Here is a 19,878-nt window from a genome sequence, read left to right as displayed (position 1 = left end):
AACCGTGAGATCCCTTGTTCCTCCTGGTTCGGCTGTGCAAAGGTGGACGGGTCGGCGCACGGACAACGTTTCTCCACCGTGTGCACGAGACACCTCACGTTCACACCCCCCTCGCTTCAAAAGAGCGGTCCCCCCACGGACGTCAGAGGTGCCGAACCTTGTGTGAGTCGATGCCGCCTCGTGGGCGGGATCGCATACCCGATGGTATGGACTTTATGCCGCATGCCTCCGGAAGGAATGCAGACCGTGAATGACGCAGGCCTGTCGAATTCCGCTTCGGCGCGCCGCTTCGACGCGACGGACGAACAGCTGAGCTCGGAGCTGAAGAAATGGACGGGAGCGTCACCCGCGCTGCATCCCGTCGGTGAGCTGCTGGACCGTCACTGGGAGGCCGCCTTCGCCTATGCACGGCTGTGCACCCACGGCGAGCGCGCGGCCGGCATGCTCACCACCGCCGCCTTCACCAGACTCTTCGGCGAGACCCTCCGGCAGAACGGGCCGACCGCCGCGTGGCGCCCCCACCTGCTGGTCACCGTGCGCCGCGTCGCCGCCGAATGGGACGCCGACGGCCGCCGCGACCTGCTGCATCCCGCGCTGCGCTCCGAGGGCGAGGACGGCGAGCGCGCGGCCGCCCTCCTGCTGCCGCCCGTGCACCGGCGCATGCTGTCCCGGGCGTTCCAGCGGCTGCCCGAGTCCGCCCGCTGCCTGCTCTGGCACACCGAGGTCGAGGCCGAGCCGCTGGCCGTCCCGGCCGGTCTGCTGGGCATGGAGGAGGAGGGTGCCTGCGTCGAACTGGGCCGGGCCCGCGAGCGGTTGCGCGAGGAATGCCTCCAGGTGCACCGCGAACTCGCCACCGACGACGAGTGCCACCGCTACCACCGACTGCTGGACGTCACCTGCCGCCGCGGCGGCGTCGACCTCGACCCCGACCTGCGCGGCCACCTGGAACAGTGCCGGCACTGCGCCCACACCGCCGACCAGCTGCACCAGTTCGAGGGACTGCTCGGCGCGGCGCTGGCCGAGGGGATCCTGGGCTGGGCCGCCGCGGCCTACGTGGGCATCAGGGTGGCCGGCGACGGCGAATCCGCCGACCCGGCCGCGGAGCAGACCCACGGCTATACGGGCGAGGCCTTCGACGGCGCCCAGGCGGTCGTCGCCCGCGGCACCGGCGGAGACGCAGGCTCGGTCTCCCGCGGCGGACTGCGGGCAGGCGCGCTGGCCCGGATCGGATCGGGCTCCGGCGTGGTCGCCCGCACCGGCGCCGCGTCCGGCGCGGAAGCCCCTCCCGGATCGCGTCGCTTCGCCCAGAAGGCGGCCCGCCGCGCCCGCCGCCGCAACCTCGCCGCCGCCGTCCTGACGGTGAGCGGTCTGGTCGTCCTGCCGCTCGTGGTGTGGGCCGCCATCGGCTCCGGGGAGGAAGTCGCCCCGACCGCCAACAGCGACACGGCGACCCCGGCCCCGGGCACGGACACGGCCACCACCGACCCGATCCTGAGCGGCGTCGGCGAGGACGCCCAGGGCACCCTGCGCGGCCGGCTGCACAACGTGGCCTCCGGACTGTGCATCGGCATCGTCGGCGACAAGGCCGTCAGCGGCACCGAGGTCACCCTCGCCACCTGCTCCTCGGCGGCCGGCCAGCAGTGGTCGTACGAACCGGACGGTCTGCTGCGCAGCGCGGCCAACGCCGACCTGTGCCTCGACTCCAGCCTCGGCTACTCGATCCGGCTGGCCGCGTGCGCGGGCGCCGACCAGCCCGATCCCAAGAACGTCCGCTACGACTTCACGCTCCAGGGCACGCTCGTCCCGCGTTCCGGCCAGAACCTGGCGCTGGCGCCCGCCGCCACCGACGGGTCGGGCGCCCTCGTCCTGAAGAACCGGGTGGACAGCACCGCCCAGCGCTGGGTGATCGACACCTCGCAGCCCGACCCGCAGATGCAGTTCGTCAACTGGGGGATCGACAGCACCTCCTCCGACACCCCGGAGCCCACCCCCACCCCCAAGTCGGCCAAGCCGCCCACGGCCACGCCGACGCCGTCCGCGACCTCGACGACCAAGGCGCCGTCGAGTTCGTCGTCCGGCTCGAACAACACGTCCTGCACGTACCCCTACTGGTACTACTGCTCATGGGGCGGCCAGTCGGCGGACTCCTCCGGCGGCTCCGGATACGGCTACGGCGGCTGGGGCAACGGCTCCGGGGGGTACGGCTACGGCGGGCGCCACTGACCGAGAGGTCAGCCGCCGATCACCTGGAGCGAGGCCCACAGCGCCACGACGGCCGGGATCAGCGCGGCGGGCACGCTGAGCAGGCCCAGGCGGGTGAACTCCCCGACCTCGACCCGCTCCGCGTGCTCCTGCACCACCCGCCGCCACAGCAGCGTCGCCAGCGACCCGGCGTACGTCAGATTCGGGCCGATGTTCACCCCGAGCAGCACCGCGAGCACCGCCCCGGTCCCGGCCGGGGCGGCGAGCGGCACCAGGACCAGCACCGCCGGCAGGTTGTTGATCAGGTTCGCCAGGACGGCGGCCAGCGCGGCGACGCCCAGCAGCGTCAGCAGGCCCGAGCCGCCGGGCAGGACGTGCCGCAGCGCGTCGTCGAGCCCGTTGTCGACCACCGCGCGCACCACGATCCCGAGGGCCAGCACGAACGCCAGGAAGCCCGGCGCGGCGGCCCGCACCACGGCGACCGCTGTCACCCGTCGCCGCACCAGCGCGCGCCCGGCCATGACCAGGGCGCCCGCGAACGCGGCCCACGCCGGTTCGATCCCGACGGCCGAGGCCACCACGAACCCGGCGAGCGTGCAGCCGACGGTGACCAGCGCGAACAGCGGCAGCTCGGGCGCCGGGCCGTCGTCCACGACCGGCTCGACGGCGGGCAGATCGTCGGCGAAGAAGCGCCGGAAGACCAGGTACTCGGCGCCGACCGCGACCACCCACGGCAGCGCCATCAGCGCGGCGAACCGGGTGAAGCTCAGCCCGCTCGCGGTGAACGCCAGCAGGTTGGTGAGGTTGGACACGGGCAGCAGCAGCGAGGCCGTGTTCGACAGGTGCGCGCACGCATGGACGTGCGGCTTGGACCGTACGCCCATCCGCGCCGCGGTGGCGAACACCACCGGCGTGAGCAGCACCACCGTCGCGTCCAGACTGAGCACGGCCGTGATCACCGAGGCCAGCACGAACACCGCGACCAGCAGGCGCCGCGGGCGGCCGGCGGCCCGCCGGGCCATCCACGCCCCGCACGCCGTGAACAGTCCCTCGACGTCGCACAGGTGCGCCAGCACCAGCACCGCCGCGAGGAAGCCCACGACCGGCCCGAGCCGCTCGGCCTCCGCCAGCGCGTGCTCCGGCGACACCGCCCCGAGGACGATCGCCACGGCCGCGGCGGGGACGGCGACCAGGGCCTCCGACCGCCCGGCGGGACGCAGCACCGCCCACCCGAGCGCGGCGACGAGCAGGACGACGGACAGTGTTTCGGCGAGCGAGGTGTTCAGGGCGGTACTCCGGGACGGGATCTGGCGGTGCCCGCCCATCGAAGAGGTCCGGGTGCTCCTCCATCAAAACACGGGAGGGTAAGAGCCCCGGACACGCTGCCCGGCGCCCTCACTCCTCCTCGAACAGCGACAGCTCCGCCCAGATCGTCTTGCCCTCGGGGGTGTGCCGGCTGCCCCAGCGCTGGGTGAGCTGGGCCACCAGCAGCAGTCCGCGGCCGCCCTCGTCCCAGGTCTTCGCCCGGCGCAGATGCGGGGCGGTGTGGCTGTTGTCGGACACCTCGCAGATCAGCGTCGTCGTGTCGTGGATCAGCCGCAGCCGGATGGGGCGCGAGCCGTACCGGATGGCGTTGGTGACCAGCTCGCTCACCACCAGCTCGGTGGTGAACGACGCCTGGCTCAGCTCCCAGTTCGACAGCTGCTCGACGACCTGCTTGCGGATCGGCGCGACCAGCGCGGGGTCGGCGGGGATGTCCCAGGTCGCGACCTGGGAGGCGGGCAGGCCCCGGGTGCGCGCGAGCAGCAGGGCCACGTCGTCGGCGGCGCCGCCGGGCGGCAGCAGGGTGTGCAGGATCCGGTCGCAGGTCTCGTCCAGGGAGTCCGAGTGCGCCGCGAGGGCCTCGGACAACAGCCGGTGACCGGTGTCCACGTCCCGCTCCCGGGACTCGATCAGACCGTCGGTGTAGAAGGCGAGGACGCTGCCCTCGGCGAGCTCCAGCTCGGCGGACTCGAACGGCAGTCCGCCCAGGCCCAGCGGGGGACCGGCGGGCAGCTCGACCTGCCGGGGCATGCCGTCCGCCCGGAGCACCACCGGCGGCGGATGCCCGGCCCGCGCCAGGACGCAGCGCCGCGACACCGGGTCGTACACCGCGTACAGACAGGTCGCGCCGACCTCGCCGGGGCTGCCCTCCCCGCCGGCCTCCTCCGACAGCCTGAGGACCAGGTCGTCGAGGTGGGTCAGCAGCTCCTCGGGGGCGAGATCGATGTCGGCGAGGGTACGCACGGCCGTCCGCAGCCGGCCCATGGTGGCGGAGGCCTGGACGCCGTGCCCGACGACGTCGCCGACGACCATGGCGACGCGCATCCCGGACAGCGGGATCACGTCGAACCAGTCGCCGCCGACCCCGGCGCGGGCGGCCGGCAGATAGCGGGAGGCGGCTTCGACGGCGGCCGTCCGGGGCAGGGTGCGCGGGAGCAGGCTGCGCTGCAGGGCGAGGGCCGTCTCGCGCTCCCGGGAGTACCGGCGGGCGTTGTCGATGCAGACCGCGGCCCGGGCCGTGACCTCCTCGGCCAGCAGCACGTCGTCCGGGGTGAACGGGTCGGGCCGGCGGAACCGGGTGAGGACGGCGACGCCCAGGGTCACGCCCCGCGCCCGGATGGGCACGGACATCGTGCCGTGGATGCCGAGCTCCCGCACCCGGGCGGCGCGCGCGGTGTCCCAGGTCAGCCAGGCGTCCAGCTCGCCGCCGGCCACCGTGCGGACGATGCTGCGCCCCGCGACCAGCGAGTCGGCCTGCGGCGACCCCGCCGGGTAGTCCTGCGCCTCGCCCGGCCGGGCCACGGCCTCCGGGGTGCCGGGGCTGACCGAGTCGTGCGCGGTGCGCCGCAGCCGCACGGGCGGTGCGAACCGGGCCGGGGGTTCCACGCCGTCCTGCGGGTCGAGCAGATCGACGCTGACGAAGTCGGCGAGCGCGGGGACGCAGAACCGCGCCAGCTCCTGAGCGGTCCGGGTCACGTCGAGGGTGGTGCCGATGCTCAGGCTCGCCTCGTTGACCAGCCGCAGCCGCTCGCGGGCGAGGTAGTGCTCGGTGAAGTCATGGCCGGTCAGACAGACGCCCTGGACCCGGCCGGCGGCGTCGGTGAGAGGGGCGAGCCGGGTCAGATGAGCGGAGGCGTTCCGCAGGCCGCTCGGGCGGAGGTAGTTCTCGATGTCCCGCGGCCGGCCCGTCGCGAGCACGTCGTTCAGCTGCTCCTCGAGTTCCGCGTTCTCCCGGCGGACGCCGATGTCGGTGATCCTGAGACCGGTGACCGGGTGGGTGGGCAGGTCGATCAGTTCGGCCATCCGGTCGTTGATCCAGCGCAGCCGCAGCTCTCGGTCGCAGACCAGCATCGGGCAGGGGGACTGTCGCATCGCCTCCGAGGTCAGCGCGTCGTCCGGCGGGTGGAGGTCCGCGGTCGCCGGCGGGACGACGGCCTGCCAGCCGTGCGGCGGCCGGCGCAGGGCGAGCAGCCAGACGGACACGGTGTGGCCGTCGCGGTGCCGCAGGGCCAGCGTGCCGCTCCATCGAGGGCCGACCGGTACGGCGAGCGGGCTCGCGCCGACGTCTCCGTCCGCGTCCGCGTCGGTGATGACGTCGGCGTCGGCGTCGGCCAGGAAGTCGGCGGCGGGACGGCCCACGGCCTCGGCCGCCTCGTACCCGAGCAGCCGACGGGCGCCGGCGCCCCACCGGACCACGTTCCCCCGGTCGTCGATGACGGCCCGCGCGGTCGAGGCATCGTCGAACGGATCCACCGGGCTCATCGTCGCCGCTCCATCGCCCTTACGCACAGTGAACAAGTGCATAACTCGGGCTCCAGCCTAGTGCGTGAGGCTCCCGCGCGGCCGCCTGCCCCACGTCCCCCGCCCGCCTCTCTCCGCACGGTCTGGATGGAACGCGCTTTCCGCGCCCTTGACGGGCCGGAGTGGCGCGTCGTCAGATTCTGTTTGTTAACGATCAGTTGTGAGTACTTCTGGTTCCTGATGAGGGAGAGCCGACCATGACGGTCACTCGCAGATCGGTCCTACTCGCCTCCGCGGCCGCACCCGCCGCCGGAGCGCTCCTCGGCATCCCGGCGGCGCAGGCCGCCGAGGGCCTCGCGAGCGCCCCCGGTCGACGCACGGTCCCGCTGCGCGACGGCTGGCGGTTCGCGCTGGCCAACCCGGGCGGGATCACCGACCCGACCGGGCAGTACGCGGACGCCGCCGCCCCCGGCTACGACGACTCGACCTGGCGCGCGGTGGCGGTCCCGCACGACTGGAGCATCGAGCAGACCCCCACCACCCAGCACGGCACGACCAGCGGCACCGGCTTCTTCCCCGGCGGCCTGGGCTGGTACCGCCTCGTCTTCACCCTGCCGCCCGCCGACGCCGGCCGGCGGATCTCGGTCGAGTTCGACGGCGTCTACATGGACTCCTACGTCTACTGCAACGGCACCGAGGTCGGTCGGCACCCCTACGGGTACACCGGCTTCGCCTTCGACCTCACCGATCTGCTGCACACCGACGGCGTCACCGAGAACGTCATCGCGGTCAAGGTGCAGAACCGGCTCCCGAGCAGCCGCTGGTACTCCGGCAGCGGCATCTACCGCGAGGCCCGGCTCGTCGTCACCGAGCCGGTGCACGTGGCCCGCTGGGGCACCTGTGTCACCACCCCCGAGATCACCGAGGAACGGGCCGTGGTCCGGGTCGCGACCACCGTCGCCGACGCGTCCGGCGCCGGCGCGGACGTCGAGGTCGTCTCCCGGATCCTCGCCCCGGGCGGCCGCACGGTCGCGCGCACCTCCTCCACGGTGGCCGTGACCGACCGGGTCACGGAGACCCACGAACTCACCGTGACAGACCCCCTTCGCTGGGACTTCGAGACCCCGCACCGCTACACCCTGGAGACCGAACTGCGCGTCGCCGGCCGACGCACCGACACCTACCGCACCCCCTTCGGCATCCGCACCTTCCGCTTCGACCCGGACGAGGGCTTCCACCTCAACGGGACCCACGCCAAGATCAAGGGCGTCGACCTCCACCACGACCTGGGCGCGCTCGGCGCCGCGATCAGCGTCGACGCCGTCCGCCGACAGATGACGATCATGAAGTCGATGGGCGTCAACGCCTTCCGCACCTCCCACAACCCGCCGTCGCCGGAGATGATCCAGGTCTGCGAGGAACTGGGCATCGTGATGCTGGTGGAGGCCTTCGACTGCTGGAAGACCGGCAAGACGCGGTACGACTACGGGCGGTTCTTCGACGAGTGGTGCGAGAAGGACGCCACCGAGATGGTGCTCGCCGCCCGCAACTCGCCCGCCGTCCTCCTGTGGTCCATCGGCAACGAGATCACCGACTCCACCTCCACCGCCGGTCTCGCCATGGCCGACCGCATCATCACCGCGATCAGGGCCGTGGACGACACCCGCCCGCTGATCATCGGCTCGGACAAGTACCGCACCCCGCCCGCCAAGGGCTCCGCCGCCGACCTGATGCTCGCCAAGCTGGACGGCCTCGGCCTGAACTACAACACCGCCAAGTCCGTGGACGTCCTGCACGCGACCTACCCGCACCTCTTCCTCTTCGAGTCCGAGTCCTCCTCGGAGACCTCGACCCGCGGCACGTACCAGGAGCCCCAGCACCTCAACACCGGCGAGAACCACACCCCGGGCAAGCGCGCCACCTCGTCCTACGACAACAACCTCGCCTCCTGGACGATGAGCGGCGAGTACGGGCACAAGAAGGACCGCGACCGGAAGTGGTTCACCGGGCAGTTCCTGTGGTCCGGCATCGACTACATCGGCGAGCCCACGCCGTACAACGTCTTCCCCGTGAAGGCGTCCTTCTTCGGAGCGGTCGACACGGCCGGCTTCCCGAAGGACATGTACCACCTCTTCCGCAGCCAGTGGGTCGACGAGCCGATGGTCCATCTGCTGCCGACGACCTGGAACCACGCGGCGGGCGACACGGTCGAGGTGTGGGCGTACTCCAACGTCGACACCGTCGAGCTGTACCTGAACGGAAAGTCCCTGGGGGCGCGGAAGTTCGACACGAAGAAGACCGTCGACGGCCGCCGCTACCTGGAGACCACCGAGGCCACCGGCGACGACAAGACCTTCACCACGGGCCCCTACCCCGGCAGTTACACCAGCCCCAACGGCAGCGCGGGCAAGCTGCATCTGACCTGGCAGGTGCCGTACGCGCCGGGTGAGCTGAAGGCGGTGGCGCGCAGGAACGGCCGCACGGTCGCCGTCGACCGGCTGCGCACGGCCGGCGCCCCGCACGCCGTCCGCCTCACCGCGGACCGCAGGTCCCTGCCGGCGGACGGGCGTTCACTCGTCTTCGTCACCGCCGACGTGGTCGACGCACGCGGGACCGTGGTGCCCGACGCCGAACACCTCATCTCCTTCGAGGTGACCGGCGGCTCCCTCGCCGGCCTCGACAACGGGCGGGAGGAGAGCGCCGAGCGGTACCAGGCCAGCACCCGCACCGCGTTCTGCGGCAAGGCCCTCGCCATCGTGCGCTCCGGGACCGGGGCCGGCGCGCTGAAGGTGACCGCGCGCGTGGACGGTCTGCGCAAGGGCACGGTCGCCGTACGCGCCACGCCCGCCCGCTCGACGGCCGCCACCCCGGCCGCCGCCTTCGCCCCCGACCTCCCGGGGCCGGCGAACTTCCCCTCCGCGGACGCCGGTTACTCAGGCCGCCCGGACACCCTGCCCGCCGCCATGCTGGACGGCGACCCGGCCACCGGCTGGTCCAACGCCTTCGCCAAGGCGGCCACGGCCCTGCTGCCCGCCTTCAACGGAGCCCGGCCCGAGGACTGGGTGTCGGTGGACTACGGGCGCGCCCGGGACTTCGGCCGGGTGGAGGTGTCCTTCACCGTCGACGCCACGCACAGTCTGCCCGCGTCCGTCGAGGTCGAGGTCTTCGACGGCGAGCGGTATGTGCCGGTCACCGGGGCCGCCGTCGACTGGGCCACCGCCTCGGACGCGCCGACGGCACTCACCTTCGCCCCCGTGCGCGGCTCGAAGCTGCGGCTGACGCTGACCAGCAGCGCACCCGGCACGGTGCAAGGGGCCGTTCGCATCAGCAGGTTGGAGGCGTAGCCGATCCGACCGGGCAGGGGCAGGCGGTGTTCGGGCCGAAAGGAACCGGCTGGACACCGCCTGGCCCCTCAGCCCGCCTCGGCCGCCTCGAACGTCACCTTCGCCGTGTCCACCGTGCCCGCGCTGCGGCCGGGCGCGCTCTGCCAGGACCAGTACAGGTTGGTGTGGGCTATCACCTGCTCCGGGGCCGGAGCGCCGTACTCGCTGAGGTCCTCCGTGGTGTGCGCGTCGCCCACCAGCGTGACGTCGTACCCCCGCACGAAGGCGCCGTGCAGGGTCGAGCGGATGCACGCGTCCGTCTGCGCCCCCGTGACGACGATCCGGCCCACCCCGCGCTCGGCGAGCAGCGACTCCAGCTCGGTGTCCTCGAAGGAGTCGAAGTAGGTCTTGTGGACGAGCGGTTCGGAGCCGAGCCGGACCAGATCCTCGACGTACTCCCAGTTCTCGCTGCCGCGTTCGAGGTCGTCGTCGGAGTGCTGCACCCAGATCACCGGCACGTCCTGTGCGCGCGCCGCGTCGATCAGGGTGTCGATGTTGGCGATCACCTCGTCGCGCCGGGGCGTGCCCGCCATCACGCCCTTCTGGATGTCGATGACGAGCAGGGCGGTGTTCGGCCGGTCGGGCAGGGTGGTCATGGCGGTTCCCGTTCCTCTTCGTGTGCGCGACGAGTGCTCCTGCCGCCGACAATAGGACGCACCACTGACAACGGCCCCGAGGTCATCTCGTCCGACCTGTTGACGGAGTGTCATGACTGCAACAAACATGTCCTGCGACCCCTCCCTGGGAGCGCTCCCACTGGACCGAGGAGCCCGGACGTGAAACGACGCAGCACCGCCCTGCTGTCCCTCGCGGCCCTGCTGGGCGCGGCGCTCACCGCGCTGCCCGTGCAACAGGCCGGCGCCGACGAGGTCGAGCAGGTCAGGAACGGCGGCTTCGACACGACCGCCGACCCGTGGTGGACCAGTAACGTCACCGGCGCTCTCACCGACGGCCGACTCTGCGCGGACGTGCCCGGCGGCACCGTCGACCGCTGGGACTCCGCCGTCGGCCAGGACGCGATCACCCTGGTGAAGGGGTCGTCGTACCGCTTCTCCTTCAGGGCCTCCGGAGTGCCCGAGGGGCACGTGGTGCGGGCGATCGTGGGCCTCGGGGCGGCCCCGTACGACACCTGGTACGAGGCGAGCCCGGTGCTGGACGCGGCGGGGGGCTCGTACTCCTACACGTTCACCTCGCCGGTCGACAGCGCACAGGGGCAGGTCGCCTTCCAGGTCGGCGGGAGCGCGGATCCCTGGCGGTTCTGCCTGGACGACGTCTCGCTGCTGGGCGGGGTGCCGCCGGAGGTCTACGAGCCCGACACCGGGCCGCGGGTGCGGGTCAACCAGGTCGGCTATCTGCCCGCCGGGCCGAAGAACGCCACGCTCGTCACCGACGCCGCCGCGAAGCTGCCCTGGCAGCTGAAGAACGGCGCGGGGGCGACGGTCGCGCACGGCTGGAGCGTGCCGCGCGGCCTCGACGTCTCCTCCGGCCAGCACGTCCACTCCATCGACTTCGGCGCCTACCGCAAGCCCGGCGCCGGCTTCGCACTGGTCGCCGACGGCGAGACCAGCCACCCCTTCGACATCGGCGCGGCCGGCTACGAGCGACTGCGGCTGGACGCGGCGAAGTACTACTACACACAGCGCAGCGGCATCGCGATCCGGGACGACCTGCGCCCCGGCTACGGCAGGCCCGCCGGGCATGTGGGCGTGGCCCCCAACCAGGGCGACTCGGCCGTCCCCTGCCAGAGCGGGGTGTGCGACTACACCCTTGACGTCACCGGCGGCTGGTACGACGCCGGCGACCACGGCAAGTACGTCGTCAACGGCGGCATCGCCGCCTGGGAGCTGCTGAGCACCTACGAACGCTCCCTCGTCGCCCGCACCGGCCGCCCGGCGAAGCTCGGCGACGGCGCGCTCGCCCTCCCCGAGAGCGGCAACCGGGTGCCGGACATCCTCGACGAGGCCCGCTGGGAGCTGGACTTCCTGCTGAAGATGCAGGTGCCGGACGGGCAGCCCCTCGCAGGCATGGCCCATCACAAGATCCACGACGAACAGTGGACCGGTCTGCCGCTGCTGCCGAGCGCAGACCCGCAAAAGCGCGAACTGCACCCGCCGACCACTGCCGCGACCCTCAACCTGGCCGCGACGGCCGCCCAGGCGGCCCGGCTCTACCGGCCCTACGACAAGGCGTTCGCGGCGAGGGCCCTCACGGCGGCGCGCAAGGCCTGGACGGCGGCCCTCGCCCACCCGGCCGTCCACGCCGACCCGGCCGACGGCAACGGCGGCGGCGCCTACAACGACGACGACGCGACCGACGAGTTCTACTGGGCGGCCGCCGAGCTGTATCTCACCACCGGGGAGAAGCGGTTCGCCGACCATGTGCTGAACTCCCCGGCGCACACCGCCGACATCTTCGTCCCCAACGGCTTCGACTGGTCCCGTACGGCAGCCGCCGGCCGGCTCGACCTCGCGACCGTCCCGAACAAGCTGCCCGGCCGGGACCAGGTGCGCCGCTCGGTGGTGCGGGGCGCCGACGCCTACCTCGCCACGCTGGCCGCACAGCCGTACGGCATGCCCTACGCGCCCGACGGCAACCGCTACGACTGGGGCTCCAGCCACCAGGTCCTCAACAACGCCGTGGTCATCGCCACCGCCTACGACCTCACCGGCGCCTCGAAGTACCGGGACGCGGCCGTCCAGAGCATGGACTACGTCCTCGGTCGCAACGCGCTGAACATCTCCTACGTCACCGGCTACGGCGACGTCGACTCCCACAACCAGCACAGCCGCTGGTACGCGCACCAGCTCGACCCGAACCTGCCGAACCCGCCGGCCGGCACCCTGGCGGGCGGACCGAACTCGAGCATCCAGGACCCCTATGCGCAGAGCAAGCTCCAGGGCTGCGTGGGCCAGTTCTGCTATATCGACGACATCCAGTCCTGGTCGACGAACGAGACGGCGATCAACTGGAACGCGGCGCTGACCCGGATGGCGTCCTTCGTGGCGGATCAGGGATAGACCCGCTCCGATCAGGAGCGGGCAGGGCGGAGCACCGGTAGACCACCTTGCGGTACCGCGCGGTCATCAGTTTGACCTGGGGATATTTACGAGTAAGTACCCGCGCGGTACCGTGAAGGGCATGCCAGCCCTCAATGTGGAGTTCAGCGATCGCGAGCTGGAGGACCTGCGGCAGATCGCCAAGGAACGCGGCACGTCGATGAAGGCACTCGTGCGAGAGGCGGCCGCGGCCGACATCGCGCGGCACCGGGCGCTCCAGGAGGGCGCGGAGGCCTTCCGCAGGTTCTTCGCGTCCCATGCCGACGAATTCGCAGCCGCCTTCCCCGACGACGAACGTTCCGTCCAGGGCGAGGGGCGGGTCGCCTGACCGATGACATCCGTCATCCACATCGACGTGCCCTGGCTGCTCCAGCGCCACGAAGAAGTACTGCCCGAGCAGCCCACCGTCAACGACTTCTCGGCGCTGGTCGCCGCCGTCGCCCGGCACCGGGTCGACCCGCCGAAACTCGGCGTGGACTCCGATCCGGCCTGGCGGGCCGCCGCGCTGCTGCACACCCTCACCCTGCTCAAGCCGCTGCCCTCGGCCAACGCCCGGTTCGCCTGCGCGACGGCGGTGGCGTACATGTTCACCAGCGGAGTCGGCATCGACCCGCCCTACGGCGCGCTCGTCGACCTCGCCCGGGACCTGATCGACGGCAAGACCGACGTCTACGGCGCGGCGGACCGGTTGAGGTCCTGGCAGATATAGGCGCGCGCCGACAGTGCTGTGGGCCGCCGGCCCCGGGCGGGAGGAGCAGGGCCGGCGGCCGTTTCGCGCAGGAGAGCCGCCGTCCTGCGCGGGGCCTCCGAGGAAGTGGCCGGTTCCAGCCAACTACGCGGGCCGGTGGGCCGGGAGCGTGCGCGGGACTCCGCCGCGTGCGCGTGATTCACACGGGGCGCAGGGGCGGATGTCGGCCCGGACGCCGGCGCGGTTCCTCAAGGCCGCAGAAAGGCGCGACCAACGGTGGGAGTTGATTTACGCTTATCGACTTTCCATCAACAAAGCGCGGCTTCGGCGGCCGCCTTGTTGCGCACGACTTAGTTGTGCAAAGGTGAACCACCCGTGCGGGGGGTCGAGGCCGGGTCCCCTGCGTTCGTCGGCGGAGGCGAACTCGCGCTCCCTGCCGCACCGAACAGGTACGTACCGAAGGAACTCGCTCAGTGCCCACCGCTCAACCTCCTCTTCCGCCGTACCCTCCGCCGGGCGCGGGCCCCGGAGAATCCGACGAGTCCCTCGCCGCCGGGATACGCGGCGGCGCGGACAGCGAGGTCGCCCAGTCCACCGCCCTGCTGATCGCCCGGCACTGGCGGCCGGTGCACGAGTACGCGGCCATCTGCCTCGCCTCCTCCGGCAACGTGGCCTCCATGCTCACCGCGGGCGCCTTCCACCAGGTCCTCGACCGGCTCAAACTGGGCGAGCCCGGAACCGCGCTGCGCCCCCGGCTGCTGGTGACCGTGCGGGATATGGCCGGGATGTGGTCCGCCGACGAGGGGCTGTCCGGCGTACTGCCGGTGCTGCGCAAGCCGGCCGGCGCGCGGGGAATGCGGGCCGCGAAGTCCATGACGCCGGAGAACCGGGTGCTGGCGGAACGCTCGTTCCAGAGCCTGCCCGCGGTCGCCCGCTGCGTCCTGTGGCACGTGGAGGTCGAGGCCGAGCAGATCACCGTCGCCGCCGGGCTCCTCGGCATGGACACCGACGCGGTGGCCGCCGCCCTCGAACAGTCGCGGGAAAAGCTCCGCGAGGGCGTCGTCCGCGCCCACGCGGAACTCGCGCCGAGCAAGGACTGCCGCTTCTACAACCGGCTCCTCGACGCGCCCATCCGGCGCGGCGGCGATCTCCTGCCGGACGTGCGCAAGCACCTGGACGAGTGCCGCTACTGCCGTTCCGCCGCCGAACAGCTCGGCCACTTCGAGAGCGGCCTCGGCCTGCTGCTCGCCGAGGCGGTGCTCGGCTGGGGCGCCCGCCGCTACCACGACACCCGCCCCGGCCGCACCAAGCAGCAGCCCGTACGGCTCAAGGGCTCCGCCCGGCATCGCGGCGGGGGCGGCACGCGCGGAAAGCGCGGCGGCAACCTGCTCTCGCGCATTCCCTCGCCCCGCCGCCGAACGTCCGGGGAGGAGCGCTCGCCGCGCTCCCCGCGCGCCCTGTTCACCGGCGTCGGCCTGGCCTCGGCCGGGCTGCTGACGACGCTGCTCGCGGCCGGCATGTGGTCCGACGACGGCGGCGCCGACCCGGCCGCCTCCACCAGCGGCAGCGTCCCCGGCGTCGACTTGCCGTCCGTCACCGCCGGGCCGACGGCCCCCGACACCGCCCAACTGCCCACCGCACCGCAGCAGACCCGGCTGCGCAACGCCGCCGCCGACCTGTGTCTCGACATCAACGGCGAGGCGGAGTCGGGGGCCACCGTCGAACTGGCCGCCTGCTCGTCCGACGACACGCAGTTGTGGTCGTACAGCGACGACGGACAGTTGCGCAGCGCGGCCCACCCCGACCTGTGCGTGGACTCGCACGTCGACGCCGGCGTGGTCATGCTCGGCGCGTGCGCGGACGCCACCGACGCCCGCGGCGACGACGTCCGCTACGACCTCACGGTCCAGGGCGAGTTGTTGCCCCGCTGGGACGACGCGCTCGCCCTCGCGACCGCCGGTGAGGTCGCGGGCTCCGACGTCGTCGTCAAGGTCCGCGACCACTCCACGGGCCAACGCTGGCTGACCGACACCCCCACCGCCACTCCCGGCTCCCTGGCGGTCACCGGCACGGACGCCCCACCGTCGGCCCAGCCGATCGAGTTGGCAGACGGAACGGCCTGAGCGCCCGAACCCCGGCCGCCGACGAGCCGCCGACCTCGTGGGCCGTTGCGTGCCCGCGGGCGGATCGGCCGTCGGCCGTCGCCGGTCCGGCGGGGTTTTGCTGCCCGGGCGCGGCGCGTGGGCGCTGCGTCCCGGCCGCGTGGCGTCAGTCGGAGCTCACCGTGGCTCGTCGGCCAGGTCTGTCGGGCCGACGGTCGTCGGGGTGGCGTGGCCGGACAGGGCCAGGGTGAGGTCGAACTCGGCGAGCAGGCAGCGGATGACGTGCTCGACGCCGGGTTGTCCGTCCAGGCCGAGGCCGTACACGTAGGGCCGGCCCAGCAGGACCGCCCGCGCGCCCAGAGCCAGGGCTTTGAAGACGTCGTCGCCGGTGCGGATCCCGCTGTCGAACAGGACGGTCAGCCGGTCGCCCACCGCCGCGGCGATCCGGGGCAGCGCGTCGGCGGCCGCCACCGAGCCGGCCACCTGGCGGCCGCCGTGGTTGGAGACCACCACGCCGTCCATGCCCGCGTCGGCGGCGAGCCGGGCGTCGTCCGGGTGCAGGACGCCCTTCAGGACGATCGGGCCGTCCCAGTTCTCCCGGAGGAACGCCAGGTCCGGCCAGGTCTTGGCGGGGTCCGCGAACAGGCCGACGAAGTGCAGGACGGCCGCGTTCGGGTCCTCGTGCGGCGGCTTGGCCAGACCCGCCAGGAAGGCGGGGTCGGTGAAGTGGTTGGCGGTGCCGACGCCGTGCAGGAACGGCAGATACGCCTGGTCCAGGTCGCGCGGCCGCCACGCCAGCATCGGGGTGTCCAGGGTGACGACGAGCACCGTGAACCCGCTCGCCTTCGCCCGGCCGAGGAAACTCCGGGTCACCTCACGGTCCTTGGACCAGTACAGCTGGAACCAGCGCTCGGCGTCCCCCATCGCCTCGGCGACCTGCTCGATGGGCGTGCTGGACGCCGACGACAGGATGTACGGCACCCCCTGCGCGGCCGCGGCCCGGGCCGCCGCGGACTCCGCCTCCGGGTGCATGATCGACAGCACGCCCACCGGCGCGAGCGCCAGCGGGGCGGGCAGTGCGCGGCCCAGCACCTCGACCGACAGGTCCCGCTCGTGCACGTCCCGCAGCATGCGCGGCACGATCCGGCGGCGCTCCAGGGCCGCCCGGTTCGCCCGCGCCGTGCTGCCGTCCCCCGCACTGCCCGCCACATAGCCGACCGGACCCGGCCCGAGGCGCTGCTCGGTGAGCTCCTCCAGCCGGGTCAGGTCGGTGGGCAGCCGGGGCACCGCGCCCGTCATCCCGTTGAGATAGATCTCGTACTGGAAGTCTCCCCAGTGCTTGGCCATCCGGTCGGTCCCGCCTCTCGTCGTCCGTGGTCGAGCGCGTCGAGCGTGCGTCGCACGGCGACCATACCGGCGGGTACGCGCGGGGGACCGGTCAGCAGTTCAGCAGTTCAGCGGTTCCGCGGGTCAGTGGCGAAGCGGCTCGGTCGCGCGTTCTTCGGTCGGCGCGCCCGGTCCGGTGATCGGCGGCACCGGCACCTCCACGGTCCGGGCCAGCCGCGGCCCCCGCGGGCCGTACACCGCCCGGGGTTCGGGGAAGATCCGCAGCAGCGTCAGGTAGAGCACGGCGGCGACGGCCAGGGACAGCGGCAGGCCGATGTCGATGCCGTTCGCCAGGTCGCCGAGCGGGCCGACGAACTGGCCCGGGATGTTCGTGAACAGCACCCCGAGGACGGCCGCCACCCACCACGCGGTCATGCCCCGCCAGTTCCAGCCGTGCGCGAACCAGTAACGGCCGCCGCGCTGACGGCGGTTGAAGACCTGGAGGGCCTCCGGGTCGTACCAGCCGCGGCGGGTGCAGAAGCCGAGCATCATGACGACCATCCACGGCGTCGTACAGGTGATGATCATCGTGGCGAACGTCGAGATGGACTGGACGAGGTCCAGCCCGAACCGGCCGACGAAGATGAAGACGATCGACAGCACGCCGACCAGCACGGTCGCCTGGACGCGCGACAGTCGCGGGAACACCGAGGAGAAGTCCAGGCCGGTGCCGTAGAGGGAGGTCGTGCCGGTGGACATGCCGCCGATCAGGGCGAGCAGGCACACGGGCAGGAAGAACCACGTCGGCGAGATCGCCAGCAGCCCGCCGACGAAGTCGGGGGCGGCCGGATCGACGTACTCGGGGACCTTCGTCGCGATGATGCTCGCGGTCGTCAGACCGAAGAGGAACGGCAGCAGGGTCGCGATCTGAGACAGGAACGCGGCGCCGATCACCCGGCGGCGCGGGGTCGTCGCCGGGATGTAGCGCGACCAGTCGCCGAGGAACGCCCCGAACGACACCGGGTTGGACAGCACGATCAGGGCCGCGCCGAAGAACGACGGCCAGAACAGGGCGTCGGTCGCCGCGTCCGCGGAGTCCGTGAAGACGCCCGCGTACGACGGGTCGAAGTCGCCGGCGAAGGCGATCGCGCCGAGCAGGAACAGCAGGGTCGCCGAGGTCACGGCGACCTTGTTGACGAAGAGCATGAACCGGAAGCCGTACACGCACACCGCGAGGACCAGCCCGGCGAACAGGGCGTAGGCGACGGCGTAGGTCAGATCGCTGCGGGAGAGGCCGAAGAGCCGGTGCGCACCGCCGACCAGGGCGTCGCCGGAGCTCCACACCGAGATGGAGAAGAAGGCGATCGCCGTCAGGAGGGAGAGGAACGAGCCGACGACCCGGCCGTGCACACCGAGGTGCGCGGATGACGAGACCGCGTTGTTGGTGCCGGTGACCGGGCCGAACACCGCCATCGGGCACAGGATCAGCGCGCCGACGACGACCCCGAGGAGGGTGGCGGCGAGCCCCTGCCAGAAGGAGAGGCCGAAGAGGATCGGGAACGAGCCGAGAACGCAGGTGGAGAAGGTGTTCGCGCCGCCGAAGGCGAGCCGGAACAGGTCGAGCGGGGTCGCGGTGCGCTCGGCGTCGGGGATGCGGTCCACGCCGTGGGTCTCGACCTCGGTGAGGGAGGGCGCAGGCGTGGACGGGGCGGGTTCGGGAGGCGGCGGGGTCAAGGGGGCTCCAGCAACGGGGCGGTCGACGGCGGAGCGCGGGGTGGCGCGGTACACGGGACGGCCGTCTCGTCGCGGGGGTGGGCGACGCGGAGGATGCCGTCCTCATCGGGGTCTGCCGAAGGTACGGCGCTGGGACAGACCCCGGCCAGAGGACGAATCATCCTTCTTGGGCGTTGAGATTGGACGAATCAGCCACGTCCTCCGCGTTCGGGTCCGAGTCCGGATCCGTGTCCGCGTCCGGCCCCTGGGCGCGTACCCGCTGGACGTGTTCGAGGGAGTCCCGCAGTTCGGTGAGCCAGTCGTCGGTGTGGCGCTGGACCAGCCGGACGCACCAGGCGAGCGCGTCGCTGCGGCTGCGGGCCACGCCCGCGGCGATCAGGGTGTCGAGGACCTGACGCTCGGGCTGCCGCAGCCGGGTCATGACGGGCGCGGCCACGTGGGTGAACAGGGCGCGCTCCCCGTCGCACACCACGCCCCAGGACACCTTCCGCCGGAACCGGTGCTCCGCGTCTCGGGCCACGGCCATGCGGTCCTCGCGGGTGCGCTCCCGGAACTCCTGGATCCGGGCGGCCACGGCGGCCTCCCGTTCGGCGGCCGGAGCGTCCTCGGCCAGCCGGGGCGCGGGGATGCGGCCGACGACGGTGATCTCCTCGCGGTCGACCGCCACCTCGATCAGCTCGTCGAAGAGGTCGTCGGGCAGCCGGCCCGCGAACCAGCCCCTCAGCTTCTCTTTCTGCTCTGCTGTAATTATGTAATCAACATTACTCCGCTCGCGAGCGGAATGTTTCAGGCCGATTAACGGAGCTATGAAAACCGGTCATCGGGTCGACCGAAGGGATCATGAAGCGCTTGCTTCCGGCGTTGGAACGTTCGAATTCCGTAACTTCACGCCACTGATTCAATACGCAAGGTTACTGAAACCCGTGGGGTCGATGTGAGATTCGGCGGCGGACTCGGCAGACTCGCGCTCGTCGCGTTCGGCACCGATCGGAGCCGGAGCGGCACACCCCCGAATCGAGCGGAAGGATGCACACAATGCGGAACACCGCGCGCTGGGCAGCGACCCTCGGCCTCACGGCCGTCACCGTCTGCGGACCCCTCACCGGGTCCGCGCTCGCCGCCCCGGCCGCAGCGCCGACCTCCCTCTACGCCCCGTCGGCACTCGTGCTGACCGTGGGCCACGGAGAGAGCTCCGCCACCGTCGACGCCGCCCGGGCCGTGACCCTGAACTGCGCGCCGAGGCCCTCCGGCACCCACCCCGCCGCGGCCCTCGCCTGCGCCGAACTGCGCGCCGCCGGCGGTGACCTGGACGCCCTGGCCGGTCCGGGCGACGGCATGTGCACCAAGCAGTACGACCCGGTGGTCGTCACCGTCGACGGCGTGTGGCAGGGCAAGCGCGTCTCCTTCGAGCGCGCCTTCGCCAACGAGTGCGTGAGGAACGCTGCCGCGAGCAGCCTCTTCGCGTTCTGAGAGCCGGGATCGCCTGGGTCCCCGTGGGGACGGCCGAGGCAGGCTCGTGACGTGGGGAGTGCGAGCCTCTGGCACGGGACCACGGCGATCCCGCACCAGGAGGCCGGCGGGTGGTGTGGGGCCGCCCGCCGGCC

Annotated in this window: 13 protein-coding genes; 7 read left to right on the top strand and 6 right to left on the bottom strand. The window is 72.4% G+C overall.

The window, feature by feature from the left end; all coding sequences use genetic code 11:
* Nucleotides 1-237 precede the first annotated feature (237 nt).
* Nucleotides 238-2,223, top strand: a complete 1,986-nt coding sequence (locus tag AB0J04_RS16250; RefSeq protein ID WP_363169141.1) for a ricin-type beta-trefoil lectin domain protein — start codon at nucleotides 238-240, stop codon at nucleotides 2,221-2,223.
* Nucleotides 2,224-2,231: 8 nt separating this feature from the next.
* Here the strand turns inward: AB0J04_RS16250 and AB0J04_RS16245 are convergent, their stop codons facing one another.
* Both AB0J04_RS16245 and AB0J04_RS16240 read right to left on the bottom strand, forming a co-directional pair.
* Nucleotides 2,232-3,527: an SLC13 family permease gene (locus AB0J04_RS16245; RefSeq protein WP_363169078.1), complete on the bottom strand. Its 1,296-nt coding sequence runs from the start codon at nucleotides 3,525-3,527 to the stop codon at nucleotides 2,232-2,234.
* Between the two features lie 70 nt (nucleotides 3,528-3,597).
* Nucleotides 3,598-6,006, bottom strand: coding sequence for a SpoIIE family protein phosphatase (locus tag AB0J04_RS16240; protein ID WP_363169077.1), 2,409 nt, complete (start codon nucleotides 6,004-6,006; stop codon nucleotides 3,598-3,600).
* Nucleotides 6,007-6,242: 236 nt separating this feature from the next.
* Here AB0J04_RS16240 and AB0J04_RS16235 point away from each other — a divergent pair, with 236 nt between their 5' ends.
* On the top strand, nucleotides 6,243-9,329 hold the full coding sequence (locus AB0J04_RS16235; protein ID WP_363169076.1) for a glycoside hydrolase family 2 TIM barrel-domain containing protein: 3,087 nt from the start codon (nucleotides 6,243-6,245) through the stop codon (nucleotides 9,327-9,329).
* Between the two features lie 68 nt (nucleotides 9,330-9,397).
* On the opposite strand, the gene AB0J04_RS16230 is transcribed toward AB0J04_RS16235, so the two are convergent.
* Nucleotides 9,398-9,964 carry a cysteine hydrolase family protein gene (locus AB0J04_RS16230; RefSeq protein WP_363169075.1) on the bottom strand — a complete coding sequence of 189 codons (567 nt, stop codon included), beginning with the start codon at nucleotides 9,962-9,964 and terminating at the stop codon, nucleotides 9,398-9,400.
* A 180-nt stretch (nucleotides 9,965-10,144) separates the two neighbouring features.
* Between AB0J04_RS16230 and AB0J04_RS16225 the strand changes: the two genes are divergently transcribed.
* From AB0J04_RS16225 to AB0J04_RS16210, 4 genes are all read left to right on the top strand, one after another.
* Nucleotides 10,145-12,385, top strand: coding sequence for a glycoside hydrolase family 9 protein (locus AB0J04_RS16225; RefSeq protein ID WP_363169074.1), 2,241 nt, complete (start codon nucleotides 10,145-10,147; stop codon nucleotides 12,383-12,385).
* A gap of 121 nt (nucleotides 12,386-12,506) precedes the next feature.
* On the top strand, nucleotides 12,507-12,752 hold the full coding sequence (locus AB0J04_RS16220; protein WP_093770867.1) for a hypothetical protein: 246 nt from the start codon (nucleotides 12,507-12,509) through the stop codon (nucleotides 12,750-12,752).
* 3 nt (nucleotides 12,753-12,755) lie between these two features.
* A complete protein-coding gene (locus AB0J04_RS16215; RefSeq protein WP_363169073.1) occupies nucleotides 12,756-13,133 on the top strand; it encodes a toxin Doc in 378 nt (125 codons plus the stop codon).
* Nucleotides 13,134-13,585: 452 nt separating this feature from the next.
* Nucleotides 13,586-15,235: an RICIN domain-containing protein gene (locus tag AB0J04_RS16210; RefSeq protein WP_363169072.1), complete on the top strand. Its 1,650-nt coding sequence runs from the start codon at nucleotides 13,586-13,588 to the stop codon at nucleotides 15,233-15,235.
* Between the two features lie 156 nt (nucleotides 15,236-15,391).
* Here AB0J04_RS16210 and AB0J04_RS16205 read toward each other — a convergent pair whose 3' ends face one another.
* The 3 genes from AB0J04_RS16205 to AB0J04_RS16195 all read right to left on the bottom strand — a co-directional run bounded on the left by AB0J04_RS16205 (nucleotide 15,392) and on the right by AB0J04_RS16195 (nucleotide 19,025).
* The gene (locus tag AB0J04_RS16205) at nucleotides 15,392-16,561 is read right to left on the bottom strand and encodes a lactate 2-monooxygenase (protein WP_363169071.1); all 1,170 of its coding nucleotides are present in this window, start codon (nucleotides 16,559-16,561) and stop codon (nucleotides 15,392-15,394) included.
* A gap of 123 nt (nucleotides 16,562-16,684) precedes the next feature.
* Entirely contained in the window at nucleotides 16,685-18,274 is a 1,590-nt protein-coding gene (locus tag AB0J04_RS16200; RefSeq protein ID WP_363169070.1) for a cytosine permease, read from the bottom strand.
* A gap of 157 nt (nucleotides 18,275-18,431) precedes the next feature.
* Nucleotides 18,432-19,025 carry a hypothetical protein gene (locus AB0J04_RS16195; RefSeq protein WP_363169140.1) on the bottom strand — a complete coding sequence of 198 codons (594 nt, stop codon included), beginning with the start codon at nucleotides 19,023-19,025 and terminating at the stop codon, nucleotides 18,432-18,434.
* Nucleotides 19,026-19,309: 284 nt separating this feature from the next.
* Between AB0J04_RS16195 and AB0J04_RS16190 the strand changes: the two genes are divergently transcribed.
* Nucleotides 19,310-19,744, top strand: a complete 435-nt coding sequence (locus AB0J04_RS16190) for a protease inhibitor (protein WP_363169069.1) — start codon at nucleotides 19,310-19,312, stop codon at nucleotides 19,742-19,744.
* Nucleotides 19,745-19,878 lie beyond the last annotated feature (134 nt).

This window comes from Streptomyces sp. NPDC050263 (assembly GCF_040655955.1).
Taxonomy (GTDB): domain Bacteria; phylum Actinomycetota; class Actinomycetes; order Streptomycetales; family Streptomycetaceae; genus Streptomyces.
Note: the sequence above shows the minus strand (reverse complement) of the source record. Positions and strands in the feature narration are given on the sequence as shown.